At 69.3% G+C, this 15648-nt stretch carries 14 protein-coding genes and 1 other RNA gene; 7 read left to right on the top strand and 8 right to left on the bottom strand.

Features of this window, described 5'->3' with window-relative positions:
• The 5 genes from AC1DYN_RS28255 to AC1DYN_RS28275 form a co-directional block, all read left to right on the top strand.
• A partial coding sequence (locus AC1DYN_RS28255) for a 3'-5' exonuclease (protein ID WP_477965356.1) occupies positions 1-1213 on the top strand: 1213 nt, incomplete at its 5' end.
• A 107-nt stretch (positions 1214-1320) separates the two neighbouring features.
• A complete protein-coding gene (locus AC1DYN_RS28260; RefSeq protein WP_477965358.1) occupies positions 1321-3162 on the top strand; it encodes an HDOD domain-containing protein in 1842 nt (613 codons plus the stop codon).
• Positions 3163-3212: 50 nt separating this feature from the next.
• Entirely contained in the window at positions 3213-5615 is a 2403-nt protein-coding gene (locus AC1DYN_RS28265; protein ID WP_477965360.1) for a protein kinase domain-containing protein, read from the top strand.
• 95 nt (positions 5616-5710) lie between these two features.
• Positions 5711-6295: a DUF3455 domain-containing protein gene (locus AC1DYN_RS28270; protein WP_477965362.1), complete on the top strand. Its 585-nt coding sequence runs from the start codon at positions 5711-5713 to the stop codon at positions 6293-6295.
• 169 nt (positions 6296-6464) lie between these two features.
• On the top strand, positions 6465-6713 hold the full coding sequence (locus AC1DYN_RS28275; RefSeq protein ID WP_477965364.1) for a hypothetical protein: 249 nt from the start codon (positions 6465-6467) through the stop codon (positions 6711-6713).
• 44 nt (positions 6714-6757) lie between these two features.
• Here the strand turns inward: AC1DYN_RS28275 and AC1DYN_RS28280 are convergent, their stop codons facing one another.
• From AC1DYN_RS28280 to AC1DYN_RS28295, 4 genes are all read right to left on the bottom strand, one after another.
• Positions 6758-8137 (bottom strand): protein kinase domain-containing protein, encoded by a 1380-nt coding sequence (locus AC1DYN_RS28280; RefSeq protein WP_477965366.1) that lies wholly within the window; start codon positions 8135-8137, stop codon positions 6758-6760.
• Positions 8138-8314: 177 nt separating this feature from the next.
• Positions 8315-8803 carry an SgcJ/EcaC family oxidoreductase gene (locus AC1DYN_RS28285; RefSeq protein ID WP_477965368.1) on the bottom strand — a complete coding sequence of 163 codons (489 nt, stop codon included), beginning with the start codon at positions 8801-8803 and terminating at the stop codon, positions 8315-8317.
• Between the two features lie 141 nt (positions 8804-8944).
• The gene (locus tag AC1DYN_RS28290) at positions 8945-9628 is read right to left on the bottom strand and encodes a response regulator transcription factor (protein ID WP_477965370.1); all 684 of its coding nucleotides are present in this window, start codon (positions 9626-9628) and stop codon (positions 8945-8947) included.
• The gene (locus AC1DYN_RS28295; RefSeq protein WP_477965372.1) at positions 9625-11247 is read right to left on the bottom strand and encodes a sensor histidine kinase; all 1623 of its coding nucleotides are present in this window, start codon (positions 11245-11247) and stop codon (positions 9625-9627) included. The genes AC1DYN_RS28290 and AC1DYN_RS28295 overlap by 4 nt, the downstream gene beginning before the upstream one ends.
• Before the next feature lie 205 nt (positions 11248-11452).
• Here AC1DYN_RS28295 and AC1DYN_RS28300 point away from each other — a divergent pair, with 205 nt between their 5' ends.
• Complete coding sequence (locus AC1DYN_RS28300; RefSeq protein ID WP_477965374.1) at positions 11453-11806, top strand: hypothetical protein; 354 nt, start codon at positions 11453-11455, stop codon at positions 11804-11806.
• Here AC1DYN_RS28300 and AC1DYN_RS28305 read toward each other — a convergent pair.
• The 4 genes from AC1DYN_RS28305 to AC1DYN_RS28320 form a co-directional block, all read right to left on the bottom strand.
• On the bottom strand, positions 11772-12671 hold the full coding sequence (locus AC1DYN_RS28305; protein ID WP_477965376.1) for a PEP-CTERM sorting domain-containing protein: 900 nt from the start codon (positions 12669-12671) through the stop codon (positions 11772-11774). The genes AC1DYN_RS28300 and AC1DYN_RS28305 overlap by 35 nt on opposite strands.
• Positions 12672-12771: 100 nt before the next feature.
• Positions 12772-13092, bottom strand: a complete 321-nt coding sequence (locus tag AC1DYN_RS28310; protein WP_477965378.1) for a DUF7716 domain-containing protein — start codon at positions 13090-13092, stop codon at positions 12772-12774.
• A 23-nt stretch (positions 13093-13115) separates the two neighbouring features.
• An RNA gene (ffs, locus tag AC1DYN_RS28315) (signal recognition particle sRNA small type) lies at positions 13116-13213 on the bottom strand.
• Positions 13214-13246: 33 nt separating this feature from the next.
• Positions 13247-14368: an AIR synthase-related protein gene (locus AC1DYN_RS28320; protein WP_477965380.1), complete on the bottom strand. Its 1122-nt coding sequence runs from the start codon at positions 14366-14368 to the stop codon at positions 13247-13249.
• 92 nt (positions 14369-14460) lie between these two features.
• Between AC1DYN_RS28320 and dnaX the strand changes: the two genes are divergently transcribed.
• Positions 14461-15648, top strand: a 1188-nt coding sequence (dnaX, locus tag AC1DYN_RS28325; protein WP_477965382.1) for a DNA polymerase III subunit gamma/tau, incomplete at its 3' end; no start/stop codon positions are given.

A 15648-nucleotide genomic window follows, 5' to 3' on the forward strand; every position in this document is an offset into this window, starting at 1 on the left:
CGGCCGCCCCGCGCTGCAGCGCGCACGGCAGCTGCTGCCGGCCTGGCAGCAGGCGGCACGCGCGCTGCCGCCGCACGACGTGCTCGACCGCATCGTTTCCGACGGTGACTACCGCGCGCGCGTGGCCGCCGTCGTGCCGCCCGAGCAGCGCGCCGCCGCGCTGAACGCGATCGACGCGCTGCTGGGCCAGGCGCTGACGCTGGACGGTGCGCGCTATGCGACGCCGTACAACTTCGTGCGGGCGCTGAAACGGCGCGCGCTGAAGGTGGCGCCGCCGGCCCGGCGCGACGCGGTGCAACTGCTGACGGTGCACGGCGCCAAGGGCCTGGAGGCGCGCGTCGTCTTCATCATGGACAGCGCACCCGAACGCCCCGGCACCGAGACCGCGACCCTCCTGGTCGACTGGCCGGTGCACCTGGACCGGCCGGCGCGCTGCGCCTTCGTCTATTCCGAGGCCGACGTGCCGCCGTCGCTCGCGCCGGCCCTGCTGCAGGAGCTGGAAGCGCGGCGCCGCGAGGAGCTGAACGGCCTGTACGTCGCGGTGACGCGCGCCCGCGAGCAGGTGGTGTTCAGCCGCACCGAGCCGCACATCGCCGCGCCGGGCGCATCGTGGTGGCAGCGCGTCGAGGCGCTGGCGCAGCCCTGGGTGCCGGGCGACGCCGCCGTCGGTGCCGCGGGGCAGGGCGATTTCAGCCTGCCGCGGCTGCCGGCGGTGGCCGCGCCGCCGCCCGCACCGCCCGCCGGCCCTGCGCGCGACGACCGCGCATCGCGCCTCGGCCAGGCCGTGCACCGCACGCTCGAATGGGCCACCGGCGCGGCAGGCGAGGCCGACCTGGAAACCCTGGCCGGCGCTGCGGCCGTCGCCTTCGACAGCCCGCCGCGCGAGGTGCTGCGCCTGGCGCGCACGATGCTGGCGCACGCCAGCGGCCGCCGCTTCTTCGACCGCGCCGGCCTGCTGTGGGCCGGCAACGAGGTGGCGGTGGCGCACGCCGGCCAGCCGTTGCGCATCGACCGCCTGGTGGCGCTGGACGAGGCCGGCGCGCGCGTCTGGTGGGTGCTGGACTACAAGCTCGCCCACAAGCCGCAGGCCCAGGACGACTACCTGCAGCAGATGCGCCGCTACCGCGATGCGGTGCAGGCGCTGCAGCCGGGCGAACGGGTGCGCTGCGCGCTGATCGCCGGAACCGGCGAGGTCGTCGAGGTCGAGGTTTGACCCCTTCCGGCGCTGAATTGGGACGGCTTTTCCGGGTTCATCTGTGCACCGCCGCGAGGCATTCCGCCGTCCAATAGGGCAACTACGTCACGTTGCGACCTCGCCCCATGTCCGTTCCGGAGACACCTGCTGCCAAGCCCAACCCGACGCGTGCGTTCGGGCGCTACCAGCTGCGTCAGCTGCTGGGCAAGAGCGACCGCAGCATGGTCTGGCTGGCCTTCGACCCGCGGGCGGCGCAGGACGTGATGCTGACGCTGCCGCGCGTGCAGCCGGCCGACGCCGCCGCGCTGGAGGGCTGGACGCGCGAAGCCAAGCTGGCCGCGCGGCTGGACCATCCGAACCTGGCCCACGTGGTCGAGGTCGGCGTGCAGGACCACTGGCCCTACGTGGCCGTCGACCGCGCGCTCGGCGTGACGCTGGCCGAACGGCTGGTGGCCTCGCCCGGGTTGGGCGCGAACGAGGCCGTCGGCTGGATCATCCAGGCACTGGAAGGCCTGGCCTTCGCACACGAGGCCGGCGCCTGGCACGGCGACCTGCAACTGCACCACGTGCTGGTCAGCGAGCAGGGCACGGTGCGGGTGATGGCGCTGGCCGTCGCCGGCCAGGCCGAGGCGGGCGCTGCGGAACGCGCGCACGACCGCGCGATGCCGATGGACCCGAACCAGCTGCGTGCCGCGCGCCAGGCGGCCGTGCGCGACGTGCTGGCGGCCGGCCTGCTGCTGCACCACCTGCTGGTGGGCCAGCCGGCGCTCGACGAACCCGACACCGCGCGCGTCATCGACCGCCTGCCGCCGACCGGCCGCGAAATCATCCGGCTGCCCTGGGGCACCCCGAAACCCATTCCCGAAGCACTGCGCGCGATCGCCAACCGCGCCACCGACCGCCAGGAGCGCCAGCGCTACCACAGCGCCCGCACGATGCTGCGCGCGCTGACGGGCTGGCGCGAAGCCGATGCACAGGACAGCGGCGGCGCGATCGCATTGCTGATCGACCGCATGCGCAGCATCGGCCACCTGCCGGCCGCGCCGGGCGTGGCGCAGCGCGTCGCGCGGCTCGCGATGGCCGAGGGCCAGCGCACCGACGAGATCGCGCAGCAGATCCTGCAGGACATGGCGCTCAGCTTCGAGCTGCTGCGCACCGTCAACTCGGCCCAGGTGCAGGGCACGCAGGTCTCGGGCAACGGCCCGGTGCTGACCATCCGCCGCGCGGTGGCGCTGGTCGGGCTGAAGGGCGTGCGCAGTGCCGCCTCGGTGCTGCGCGCCTGGCCCGGCCCGCTGTCCGAGCCGCATGCCGCCGCGCTGCAGAAACTGATGGAGCGCGTGCGCCTGGCCGGCCACACCGCGCAGGTGCTGCGGCCGGCCGGCTACGACCCCGAGGTGGTCTACCTGATCGCGACGCTGCAGAGCCTGGGCAGGCTGATGGTGCAGTACCACTTTCCGGAAGAGGCCGAGCAGATCCGCCAGCTGATGCTGCCGCTGCCGCCCACCGAGCCGGGCGAGGCCGAGCAGCCGGGCATGTCCGAGGAGGGTGCCTCGTTCGCCGTGCTGGGCGTCGACAGCGAACTGCTGGGTGCCGCGGTGGCGCGCCACTGGGGCCTGAACGACGAGGTGCTGCACATGATCCGCCGCCTGGCGCCGGGCCGCCCGGTGCGCACGCCCGACAGCGACGGCGACGTGCTGCGCATTGCCGCCAGTGCCGCCAACGAGGCGGTCGACGTGATCACCCTGCAGCCGCCGGCGCGCGTGGCCGCCGGGCTGGCCGCGGTGGCGCAGCGCTATGCGCGGCCGCTGGAAGTCACCGCGCGCGACATCGGCGAGGCGCTGCAGACGGCGCGCCAGGCGATGAATGGCGGCCCGCCGCCGGCCTCGCGCCGCGCCGGCCCCGAGGAATCGCCGCTGCCCGAAGGTGGTTTGCGCGGCCTGGCCGCTTCGCGTTCGCGTCCGCAGTGACGCGCTGAAACCGCATCCCGCCCTCGATGCCCGCTGCTGCCGCCACGGCCATGCGCCCCGCCACCCTCGGTCGTTTCGAACTGCGCCGCCTGCTCGGCAAGGGTGCACAGGCGACGGTGTGGCTGGGCTACGACCCGCGCCTGGAGCGCGAGGTGGCCGTCAAGCTGATGCGCCCCGGCGCCGACAGCGCGGCCGTCGGCTACTGGCTGCAGGAAGCGCGCAGCGTCAGCCGGCTGAACCACCCGCACATCGTGCCGGTGTTCGAGGCCGACGTGCACGAGCAGCAGCCTTACCTCGTCTTCGAATACGTGCCCGGCCAGACGCTGGCCGAGCAGCTGCGGGCGCGCGGCGCGTTGCCGTCGCGCGAGGCGGTGGAGCGCATGCTGGGCGTGCTGGATGCGCTGTCGGTGGCCCATGCAGCCGGCGTGATCCATCGCGACCTGAAGCCGTCGAACATCCTGGTCGATCCGGAAGGCCGGGCGCGCGTGATGGACTTCGGCATCGCCGCGCGGATGCAGGATGCGCAGCACGTGCAGCAGGTGGTGGGCACGCCCGGCTACATGTCGCCCGAGGCGGCGCACGGGATGAAGGCGGCGCCGGCGATGGACCTGTTCTCGGCCGCGCTGGTGCTGGCCGAGATGCTGTGTGGCCGGCAACTGCTGGTCGAGAAGGACCCGTACCGCGCGATGTACCGCGTGGCGCACGAAGACATGGTGTGGCCGAAGGACGCCGCCGGCGATGCCGACGACGCGCTGCGCGCGATCGTGATGCGCAGCCTGGCGCGCGACCCGGGGCAGCGGCATGCCGACGTCGCGACGTTCCGCAAGGCCTTGCAGGACTGGCTGGCGCCGGCGACGCCGGATGCGGCGGCGCTCGCCGCGCCGGCCAGCAGTGGCACGCTCGAGTTCCTGCTGCGCCGCATGCGGCACAAGAGCGATTTCCCGGCGATGTCGGATTCGGTCGCGCGCATCCAGCGCGTGGCGAACTCCGAGACCGAGAGCCTGGCCAGCCTGTCGAGCGAGATCCTGAAGGACGTGGCGCTGACCAACAAGCTGCTGCGGCTGGTGAACACGGCGCACTACTCGCAATCGGGCGGTGGCAGCATCAGCACGGTGTCGCGCGCGGTGGCGCTGATCGGCTTTGCCGGCATCCGCAACATCGCGCTCAGCCTGGTGCTGCTGGAGCACATGCACGACAAGGGGCATGCGAACCAGCTGAAGGAGGAGTTCCTGCGCTCGCTGATGGCCGGCTCGCTGGCCAACGAGCTGCTGCCGAACTCGCGCGAGGGCGAAGAGGCCTTCATCGGCGCGATGTTCCAGAACCTGGGGCGGCTGCTGACCGAGTTCTATTTTCCGGACGAGGCGCGCCAGGTGCGCAAGCTGACCGGCAGCAAGGGCGTCGGCGGCTCGGTGATGGGCGAGCACGCGGCGTCGATCAGCGTGCTGGGCCTGAGTTTCGAGGAGCTGGGCGTCGGCATCGCCAAGGCCTGGGGGCTGCCGGACAGCCTGCAGCGCTGCATGCGAAAGCCGGTGGGCGACATGCCGACGCGGCCGTGCGACAAGGCCGACCGCCTGCGCTGGATCGCGATGGCGGCGAACGACGTGACCGATGCGCTGATGCAGGCCGAGCCGGGCCGCGCGAGCAGCGCGATCGCCGCGGTGGCGCAGCGCTATGCGCGGGTGCTCGAGATCAGCCCGCGCGACATGCAGGCGGCGGCCTTGCTGGCGCAGCAGCGGCTGGCGGCGCTGGCCCAGGCGATGAGCCTGAGCGTGCAGCCGGGCTCGCCGGTGCGACGGCTGCTGGAGCAACCGGGCGGCAATGGCACGGCAGCAACGATCGTCGAGGACGCGGACAGCCTGACCGGGCACGAGCTGCAGGCGACGATCACCGTCGACAACGCGCCGGCCGCGAAGCCGTTCGACCAGGATGCGGCGGCGGCGATGCTGGGTGCGGGCATCCAGGACATCACCAACACGATGGTCGAGGATTTCAAGCTCAACGACGTGCTGCGCATGATCCTGGAGACCATGCTGCGCGCGCTGGGCTTCCGGCGCATCGTGTTCTGCCTGCGCGACCCGAAGACCGAGATGCTGACCGGGCGCTTCGGCATGGGCGAGGACGTGGACTCGGCCTGCAAGCAGTTCAAGGTGGCGCTGAAGCCGGCGGCCGGCACGGCGCCGGACCTGTTCAGCGCGGTGTGCCTGAAGGGCGCCGACACGCTGATCTCGGACGCGACGGTGCCGAACATCGCGGCGCGGCTGCCGGTGTGGTACCGCCAGCAGGTGAATGCGCCGGCTTTCCTGCTGTTGCCGCTGCTGATGAAGGGCGCCCCGTTCGCGCTGATCTATGCCGACAAGGCCCAGCCCGGCGGCATCGATCTGGGCGAGCGGGAACTCTCGCTGCTGCGCACCTTGCGCAACCAGGCCGTGATGGCGTTCAAGCAGGCGCGCTGAGGGCGCCGGCCGGGAGTGGCTGGGGCGTGCGTCCGTTTCCGGACCTGCGCCGTAAGTGGGGGCTGAACATCCTCCACCCTTCAAAAGGCCATTCCATGAAGATCGAAAACCTGACGACGACCGGCATCGCCGTTCTCTCCACTGTTGCTGCCGCATTGCTGGCCGGTTGCGCGACGCCGCCGGCCCCACCGGCGGCGATTGCCGTGCCGGCGGATGTCCCGGTCGCGTTGCAGCCGGCGGCGGGGCAGGAGCCCTTCCTGCAGGTGCATGCGACGGGCGTGCAGGTCTACGAGTGCAGCAGCAAGGCCGAAGCGCCCGGTGGCTGGGCCTGGGTATTCAAGGCGCCGCAGGCCACGCTCGCGGATGCTGCGGGCAAGGTCATCGGGCACCACTTCGCCGGGCCGTCGTGGACGCTGGACGACGGGGCCACCATCGTCGGCCAGGTCAGCGCCAGCGCGCCGGCGCAGGAGAAGGGCTCGATCCCGTGGCTGCTGCTGGCGGTGAAGTCGCGCCAGGGGCAAGGCGCCCTGTCCGGGACGACCAGCGTGCAGCGCCTGGACACCGGGGGCGGTGTCGCGCCGGCGGCGCCCTGTGCGGCCGCCAATGCGCACGAGGTGGAACGGGTCGGGTACGTGGCAACGTATGTGTTCTGGCGCATGAAGGCCGCGTCTCGCGGTTGACGCGACCTGCCTGCGGGCGGGCGAGGTCAGCGTCTTCCTACGAAGACTGGCTCGCTCGTCCGACGCGGTGTCGCGTGAGCGCCCGGCGGTTGCGATGGGCGCAGTTCTCTATGGTTGCGTGGCGGGCTGGCACGTGCCGGCGCTGCCAGCACCACCCATGGAGATCGTCATGAGCAAGCAAGCGAAACAAACCCCCGGCAAGCCGGCACCGCAGGCCGACCTGAGCCAGGTGCAGGGCGAGGGCGACTACGAGGCCGGGCGCCACTACGACGAGAAGACGCGCGACTTCGTCGAGTCCGGCAAGGTCGACGAGGCCGCGCGCAAGGCGCATCCGAAGTCGGAGCGCGAACAGCAGGAGATGCAGAAAGCCGAGGAGATCGGGAAGTCGCACTCGAAGGGCGAGGATCCCCACGGCTGATCTTTGCCAGCTGTGTGCGGGATCCTTCGTCGGCAAGATTGCCGTCACTTCGCCACGGCTTTGACCAACTCGTGGCGAATTCGCTTGCGCTTGACGGGATCATCCAATCCGGCAAAGAGTGGATGACCAAGAAGTTCAACGGCGGACGGCCTGGAATCCGGATCTATGTTGGACATCAGGTCGAGTAGGTCCTGGACATGCGCATCTTCCGCTCGTCCGTACTTTGGCTTGGTGCGCTTGTTTTCCATGACGAGCTCCTCGACTTCCTGGTCCCACTCGGCGTCGAACGCCATGGTGCCGTTGAAGATCTGCGATATCACGGTGTGCGCTGAGTAGATGTCGGTAGAAGAATTCGCCGTCAGTTCGGGTTCTGGATGTTCCTGCAAAGCGGTCGCCTTGATTCGAGTTTTCTCGCTCTTCGTCAAGCGAGTTGCAGCCCCTCCCGCTTCCTTCAGAAGCTCCTTCTCTCTGCGGTTTCGTTTTTTTTTGGCCTTCGTGACGGCCTTCGAGAACTGCATGAGTTCCCGAGATGCATAGCGTGGCTGGTCAGGTATCTTGTGCAAGACTGTTCCTGCCGGAACGGTCGTTCCGAAGTCCATTGCTTTGAGCCGACCGTCCGGCCCCAGCAAGAAGTTCTGTGGTTTGACGTCGATGTGCACGTAGCCCCTCTCGTGGATTCGAGCCAGGGCGCGAATCACGTAGTACGCGAGCAGGCGCTTCAGCTCGAGCATCGCCGCTTGAGCAGTACGCGCTGCCCCCTTGTTGCCCATCTTGATGTCGCCGGCGAACTGAGCGGCCAAGCGACATTGGTGCTTGGCCAGCTTGCCGATGACGTGCTCAAGGTCGCCAGCGGGGCAATCTTCCATCAGCAGCAGTTGCTTGTCGTCTTCTATGCCGACGCCAAGGTACTTGATGACGCTGCTCGTGTGTTCCGACAACTCGCGATGGATGGCAATCTCCCGGTCAGAATCCTGATTCTTCCTTGGCAACGACTTCGCAACGACGGACTTGTCATCTAGTTCTCGAGTGAGCCGACGGACTTTGTTGTCATAGATGAACTCGCCCTTCGAGTACTTGGCATGTCGTTCATCGATCACGTGAGTATTGCGATTGTCCTGAACCTTGGCTGCCTCCTTGTGAATGGAAGCCTCACGCGACGAGCTGTCTTTGGTGGGATCAATGTCAAAGCCTGCCTCGTTGAGTGTCTTTGCTGCTCGACGCTCTTGGGCTTCGAAGAGGCCGCATGCTTGTGCCGTGCGATTGAAGAGCGTGTTCTTGCGAAAGAAGAGGATCTTGTTCCCCTTCAGATCGCGCCTTTCGCAGGGGTGGCCAAGCAGGTCAGCACTCCGATTGGAGCCAACGAAGTCGACGATCTCATGGGATTGCTCGGGCTTGCTCAGATTGCGTAGATTCAGGTGGGGCATGGTCGAGTCGCCTGGTACTGCTTGTGGCGCGGGAGTGCGCAGGGCGGCATGGACGGGGGCGAATCTGTCGGCAACCGCAATGCGAGATGTGTGGGCTACATCTCGATTCCGGTTCCGGATCTGGACGCTGACTGGTGTCACGGTTCGGTTGGAACCGTGATCACCTTGGCGAGGTCTTTACTTGCTCGCACCACCCTCCGGCATCGCCGACGAGTGGTGGTGCGCGATCAGCCAGTTGCCGTTCTGGAACTCGTAGACGTAGGTGTAGCGGGCATGCACCTTCTTGCCGCCCTTCAGCGTGAAGGTGTAGGTGCCGACGTCCTGCGCGATGTTGCAGCCGATCTTGACGATGCGGCTGTCGATCTTGCCCTGCGGCGTGCTCTTCAGGAACTTGACGAAGTAGTCGTGGATCTCCGCCGGGTTCGTGCGCGGCTTGTCCGAGACGGTGGCCAGCAGCACGCCGTCGCTCGCGTAGTTGGCAACGACCTTGTCCGCGTCCAGCGTGGCCAGGGATGCGTTCCAGCGATCGAACAGCGCGGCCACCTGTTGCTCGTTGACCGCCTGGCAGGTGGCCGTGGCGGGCGCTTGCGCAAAGGCGGAGGCCGACGACAGGCCCACGGCGATCACGGTGGCGGCGGGAAGGAAAGCTGCGCGAAGCAGGTTCATGAAGAGTCCTCGTCAAGGGTTGGATGTCACCGGGGATCCGGTGCAACCATTGTTCGAGGGGGACATGAACAGGGGGCGCGACAGGCGATGAAGAAAGCCTGACATTTCGATGAACGCAGGATGAACGGGCCGGGCCGTGGCTCAGCCTGCGCTGTCGTCCAGCCGGTAGCCCAGCCCGCGCACGGTCTTGATCAGCGCCACCGGGTGGCCTTCGTCGATCTTGCCGCGCAGGCGGCGCACATAGACGTCGACGACGTTGGTCAGCGGGTCTTCGGTCGTGCCCCAGACGTTGGACAGGATGCGTTCGCGGCTGTACAGCCGCCCCGGCGTGCTCATCAGCAGTTCGAGGAACGCGAGCTCCTTGGCCGTCAGCGCGATCGGCTTGCCGGCGCGGCTGGCCTGCATGCGCTCGCGGTCGAGCAGCAGGTCGGCGACCTGCAGCGTGCTGGCGCGCGGGCGCTGTTCGCGGCCACGGCGCAGCAGCGCCTCGATGCGCGCCAGCAGTTCGTCGAAGGCGAAGGGCTTGGTCAGGTAGTCGTCCGCGCCCAGCCGCAGGCCGTTCACCTTGTCCTCGACGCTGCCCAGCGCGGTGAGCATCAGCACCGGCACGTGGCAGCCCTCGGCGCGCAGCGTCTGGCACAGCTCCAGGCCGCTCAGGCCGGGCAGCATGAGGTCGAGGATCAGCACGGCCGGCTCGCTGCTGCGGCTGAGGCTCAATCCTTCCGGGCCGGTGCGTGCGAGCTGCACGCCGTAGCCTTCGGCACGCAGTCCACGCTCCAGGAAATCGGCGACCCGCGGGTCGTCCTCGACCACCAGCAGGTTCATGTCGTCGCTTCCGCGCGCCGGCAGGGCAGTTCGATGTGCAGCGTGGTGCCCTGGTGGGCGACGCTCTCGATGCGGATGTCGCCGTGATGGGCCTGGACGATCGCCTGCGCGATCGACAGGCCGATGCCGGTGCCGTCGGCCCGGTGCGCCCGCGCCCGGCGTCCGCGCACGAAGCGCTGGAACACGACGGGCAATTCTTCGGCGTCGATGCCGATGCCTTCGTCCACCACCATGATGTCGACCTTGTCCTGCTGCACCTGCCAAGCCAGGCGCACCGCGTCGCCTCGGGTGGAATAGCGTATCGCATTGTCGAGCGCGATCATCACCGCCTGGCGCAGCCGGTCGGCATCGGCGTGCACGCTGACCGGCCGCCCGCCGGTATCGGCCGGCGCATGCAGCTGCACGCTCACGCCGTGCAGGGCGCCGAGCGTCTCGGCCTGCTCGGCCGCGTCGGCCAGCAGCGCCGGCAGGTCGACCGCATCGAAGCGCATCGACAGCTGGTCGGCCTCGGCCTTGGCGATCAGCAGCAGGTCGTCGATGACGCCGGCCAGCTGCTTGACGCCGCCGACGATGCGCGACAGCGTCTGCTTGTATTCGTCGACCGGCTTGTCGACGCCACGCAGCGCGATCTCGGCTTCGCCGCGGATCGCGGTGGCCGGCGTGCGCAGCTCGTGGCTCAGGTCGGCGAACAACTGGCGGCGGCGCGCGTCGACGCGTTGCAGCGCGTCGTGGGCCGAGCTGAGCTCGCGGGTGCGCGCCTGCACGGCGTCTTCGAGACGGCGGCGTGCGGCGTCGGCATCGCCGCGGTGCTGCTGCAGCTCGGCCGCCATCGCGTTGAAGTGTCCGGCGACGCGGTCGAACTCGTCGTGCGAACCGATGGGCACGCGGTGGTCCAGCGCACCGGCCTGCAGCGCCTGGATGCCGGCCAGCAGGCGGTCGAGCGGGCGCTGCAGCCGCCGCCCCAGGTGCACCGCCAGCACGACGGCCGCGAGCAGCGTGACGAGTACCATGCCGACGGCCTGCACGCGCAGCACGTCGAGCCCGCCTTCGGTGGCGGCGCGCGCGATGGGCACCGCCTCGCGCTGGCGCGCGATGGCGCCGTCGACCAGCTCGCGCAGGTCGCGGCCGCGCGCCAGGTCGAACACCTGGTTCAGCTCTTTCCAGACGGCGCTGAACTCGGCGCCGCGTTCGAGCGGTGCGAGCTGCAGCAGCCGCGACTGCACGGCGGCGATGTTGTCGTCCAGCAGCCCGGCGACGGCCACCAGTTTCGGCACGTCGGGCGGCACCGCGATGCCGTCGCGCGCCGCGAGCTCGTTCCACACCTCGAGGTCGCGAGCCGCCAGGTCCTTCAGGTTGGCCGCGCTGGCCTGCATGCGCGCCAGCAGGCGGTCGCGCACCTCGACCGAGGCCTCGGCGCTCATCAGCTGCTGCGACGCCCAGACGCGCAGGCGCTGCTTGCTCGCCGACAGCTCCAGCAGCTCGGACAGGATGTCGCTGGCGAGGCGGCTGTGCTGCGCATAGGCGTGCACGCGGTTCGCGCCCCAGTAGACGAAACCGGCCTGGATGCAGACCAGGGCGACGAGGGCGGCGAGGGCGAGCGACAGGCGCAGTCGGAACATGCCCTGACTCTATCGTCCGCCGGCCTGCGGGACATGAACGTCAGATGAACAGGGCAGGCAGGTCGCTGCGGCTCAGGCCGTTGTCGCAAAGCCCGGCATCAGGCGGAGGCACGGCGGGGAACATAGCTGAGCGTGGGGGAAATCGGGGTGCGGGCGATCGATGCTTGCACAATGGCTGCCATCTCCAGCTTCCTCAAAGTGCACCATGCGCCTGCTGCTCGTTGCCCTCACGACTGCGATCATCTCGTCCACCGGCTGCGCCGCACCGCCGCCGTTGACCGCCAAGAGCACGCCCACCGGCGTCGCGGTGGAGAGCTACCGGACCTGTGCCTGGGTCGCCATGGGGTCGCTGAAGAGCAGCGGCAAGGCCGGCGCGGCCGAGCAGGCGGCGACGTCGGCCGAAGGCCAGTGCGTGGCCCAGCGCAAGGCCGTGCGCGATGCGGTGATCGCCGAGAACGCCTCCGAGCCGGCGCGCCGCGATGCGTTCGCCGAGTCTTACGTGAACAACCTCCGGGACACCATCATCAAGGGGATGGCTGCCGACTTCGGCGGAAAGTGACGAGGCCCAGGCCCAGCAGCATCGCCATCCAGGTGACGGGCTCCGGGATCGCCGGCACCTGGGGTGATCCGATGTAGGCCCCGAGGTTCAACCACCCGAACAGGTTGCCGGCGGTGTGGTTGGAGATGGTCATCGACAGGTGACCGAACGAGTCGACGCTGTAGTCGAAATCATCGCCGCTGGGCACGTACGGCAACGCGGGCGATCCCGGAACGTTCGGGTCGGCGCTGGTCAGCTGGCCCTGCAGCGTGACCGCGAAGTGCTGGTTGTTGTTTGGATTGGCGTCGGTGTCCTTGAGCCAGTACGACAGGTAGCCCTGGTTGTACGGCGGCTGCCCCGGGTCCTGGTAGCCGCTGCCTTCGGTGTAGCTCGGCTGGGCCTGCAGCACGCCGTCCGACGACGTGTAGCTGACCGTCCCGGCGAGCGTGAGGGATGCGCTGGGGTTCAGCACGAAGGGGCGCGACCAGCTCCAGCCGGCGAAGGCGTACTCGGTGGCGGCGCCGGTCTGCCACGCCCCGCCGAAGTTGCCCGGGTGAAGGTACGAACTGGTGCTGACGCCGTGGCCCGGCGCGGCGGGGATCGCCGCGTCGAAGTTGCCGAACGGTGCGCCATTCAGGTTGCCGATGCCTGGCGTGCTGGGGGAGAACAACTGCAGGTTGCCGGAGTCCGTCGGACTCGCCTGGGTGTTCAACGAACCGAACACCCAGGTGTTGCCGGACCAGTAGCCCGCCGGCGTGGGCGTGGTCGCGTTGTCGCCCATCGGCGTCAGCGAATCGATCTTGAAATCGAGCGAACCGTAGGCGGCCTGCACGCTGACGTGCATGCACAGGCCCAGCACCGCACCCGGCAGGTATCGCGTTCTCATCGCATCTCCCCTTGGCCGGGCCCTGTGCCGACTTCAGGGCATTCGACTGCAAGCGCCTCGCCGACACAAGGATTGGCCACGGTGGCGTCACCGGCAAAAGCTACATGCCGGGTGAACGCTGGGTGCTGGCGAATTCGTCCAACCACGCCGGGTAGGCGTCGTACTCTGCGTAGTGGATGCAAGCGTCCAGTCGCTGGGCGGCGGAAAGTCGACTTCGAAGATCCCCCACGACGTCCTCAAGCGCCGTATTCACGCCAAGGAAGTATTCGTAGCCTTCGAGCAGGGCATCCTCGGGCACACGGTAGTCGTCGGTGAATGCGACCAGCTTGGCCTCGGAGTCAGCGGTCCATGGGCGACGCGCGATGATGCAAAGCGAATCGTCGGTGGCTTCCAGGTTTGCGATGATGTCGGCCAGTCTCATCTTGGCGGTGCAGAGAGATGAGAGGTGACGAGCCTTACCCCCGGCACTGGTCGCGACAGTTAGGGCTGCTTCGTTCCCGACCTGACCCGGTTGGCCGTGCTTCCATGCGGGGAGGCCCGTCGCGGCGGATTGTAGGCGACGGGCAATGGCCTTCTCAGCGCAGCTGCAAAGAATCGTCGCCGAATTCGATGTTCAGCGGCTCGATCAGCAGCCGCTTCGGGCCGGCCTCGATGCGCCCGGCGATCAACGCCTTCACGCCCTGCGCCTGCGCGACCTCGACGGTGCGGTGCGCATCCTCGGCCTTCACGAACAGCGCGAACCCCGCGCCCATGTTCAGCGTGCTGTAGGCCTCTTGATCGTCCTGCTGCGCATGCTGCTGGATGAACTTCAGCACCGGCGTCACCTCGGGCACCGTGTGGATGCGGTAGGTGTGCTCGGCCGGGTGCCGCAGCAGCTTGCGCCAGCCATGGCCGGTGATGTTGGCGCAGTAGTGCGGCTTGATGCCGGCCGCATACAGCGCCTCGGTGACCGGTGAATACAGCACCGTCGGCGCCAGCAGCGCCTCGCCGTAGCTCAGGCCCGGCGACACCTCGGTGAGGTAGCCCTCGGGCAGGCGCTCCACCAGCTTGCGCGCCAGGCTCAGCCCGTTCGCATGGATGCCGCTCGAGGCCAGCAGCACGATCACGTCGCCCGGCCCGAGCTGGTCGCCCACCGACAGCCGCTCCTTCGGGTTGATCAGCCCGGTGCAGCTCGCGGCCAGGTCGATGCGGCCCTCGGCCACGATGCCCGCCAGCGCCGGCGTCTCGCCGCCGCCCCAGGCCACCTTGCAGGTGTCGCAGGCGGCCTTCCAGCCTTCCACCAGGGCCTGCGCGCGCTGTGCATCCGAGAACCAGTCGGACCCGCCCGCGGCCCAGTAGGCCTGCACCACCAGCGGCGTCGCGCCGACGGTGATCAGGTCGTTGATCGCCATCGCGATCGTGTCCTGCGCGATGCCGGCGTAGTAGCTCTTGCCGGTCAGCGCCTTCATCTCGTCGGCCACCAGCGCCTTCGAGCCCAGGCATTCGACGATGGACGCCAGGTAGAACGGCCCCACGTCCACCACGTAGGCCGATTCGCCGCGCGAGGCCGCCACCTCGCTGAAACCGTGCGCGCCCAGGTGGGCGCCGGTCGCCTTCGCGGCCCGCTGCGCGGCCACCTTCAGCGGGTCGATCAGGTCGTAGTTGACGCCGGCCTGTTCGTAGCTGAGCGTGTCGGGGGAGGCAGGGGTCGGTTTCATCGGGCGGGCAGCAAAGTCGGACGTCGGGCCAGGCCTGCACGCAGGCCGAAACCGCGATTATCGGGTACCACCGGCCCCCGTAGAATGACCCCATGTCCTATCTCGTCCTGGCCCGCAAATACCGCCCGCGCGACTTCGAAGGCCTGGTCGGCCAGGAGCACGTCGTGCAGGCGCTGGCCAACGCGCTGACGCAGCAGCGGCTGCACCACGCCTACCTCTTCACCGGCACGCGCGGCGTCGGCAAGACCACCGTCTCGCGCATCCTCGCCAAGTCGCTCAACTGCACCGGCGCCGACGGGCAGGGCACCATCACCGCCCACCCCTGCGGCGTGTGCGATGCCTGCCGCGACATCGACAGCGGCCGCTTCGTCGACTACGTCGAGCTCGACGCGGCCTCCAACCGCGGCGTCGAAGAAATCTCGCAGCTGCTCGACCAGGCCGTCTACAAGCCGGTGGTCGGCCGCTTCAAGGTCTACATGATCGACGAAGTGCACATGCTGTCGAACACCGCGTTCAACGCGATGCTGAAGACGCTCGAAGAGCCGCCCGATTACCTGAAATTCGTGCTCGCCACCACCGATCCGCAGAAGGTGCCGCCCACCGTGCTGTCGCGCTGCCTGCAGTTCAACCTGCGGCCGATGGCGCCGCAGACGGTGCAGGAGCACCTGGCCAGCGTGCTGGGCCTGGAGCAGATCGAGGCCGAGCCCGGTGCACTGCGCCTGCTGGCGCGCGCGGCGCGCGGCTCGATGCGCGATGCGCTGTCGCTCACCGACCAGGCCATCGCCTTCGGGGCCGGCAGCCTGTCGGAAGCCGGCGTGCGCCAGATGCTGGGCGCGGTCGACCGCAGCCACGCGGTGCGGCTGGTCGAGGCGCTGGCCGCCGGCGATGGCGCCGAGGTGGTCGCGACGGTCGATGGCCTGCGTGCGCTCGGTCTGTCGTGCAGCGGCACGCTCGAAGAGATGGCCACGCTGTTGCAGCAGATGGCGGTGCTGCAGGCCGTGCCGGCCGCGGCGGACGAGAACGACCCCGACACGCCGGCCGTCCAGCGCCTGGCCGGCCTGCTGGCGCCGGACGAGACGCAGCTGCTCTACAGCATCGTGCTGCATGGCCGCGCCGAGCTCGGCCTCGCGCCCGACGAATACAGCGGCCTCGTGATGGTGTTGCTGCGCCTGCTGGCCTTCAAGCCCTCGGGCACGCCGGCCCCGCGGCGCGAAGCCCCGGCGATGGTGAGCGGCCGCGCCAGCATCGCGGTGGCGCCGGCAGCGGCCGCACCGGTGCGC

It is taken from the genome of Rhizobacter sp. P2_D12, from assembly GCF_056404395.1.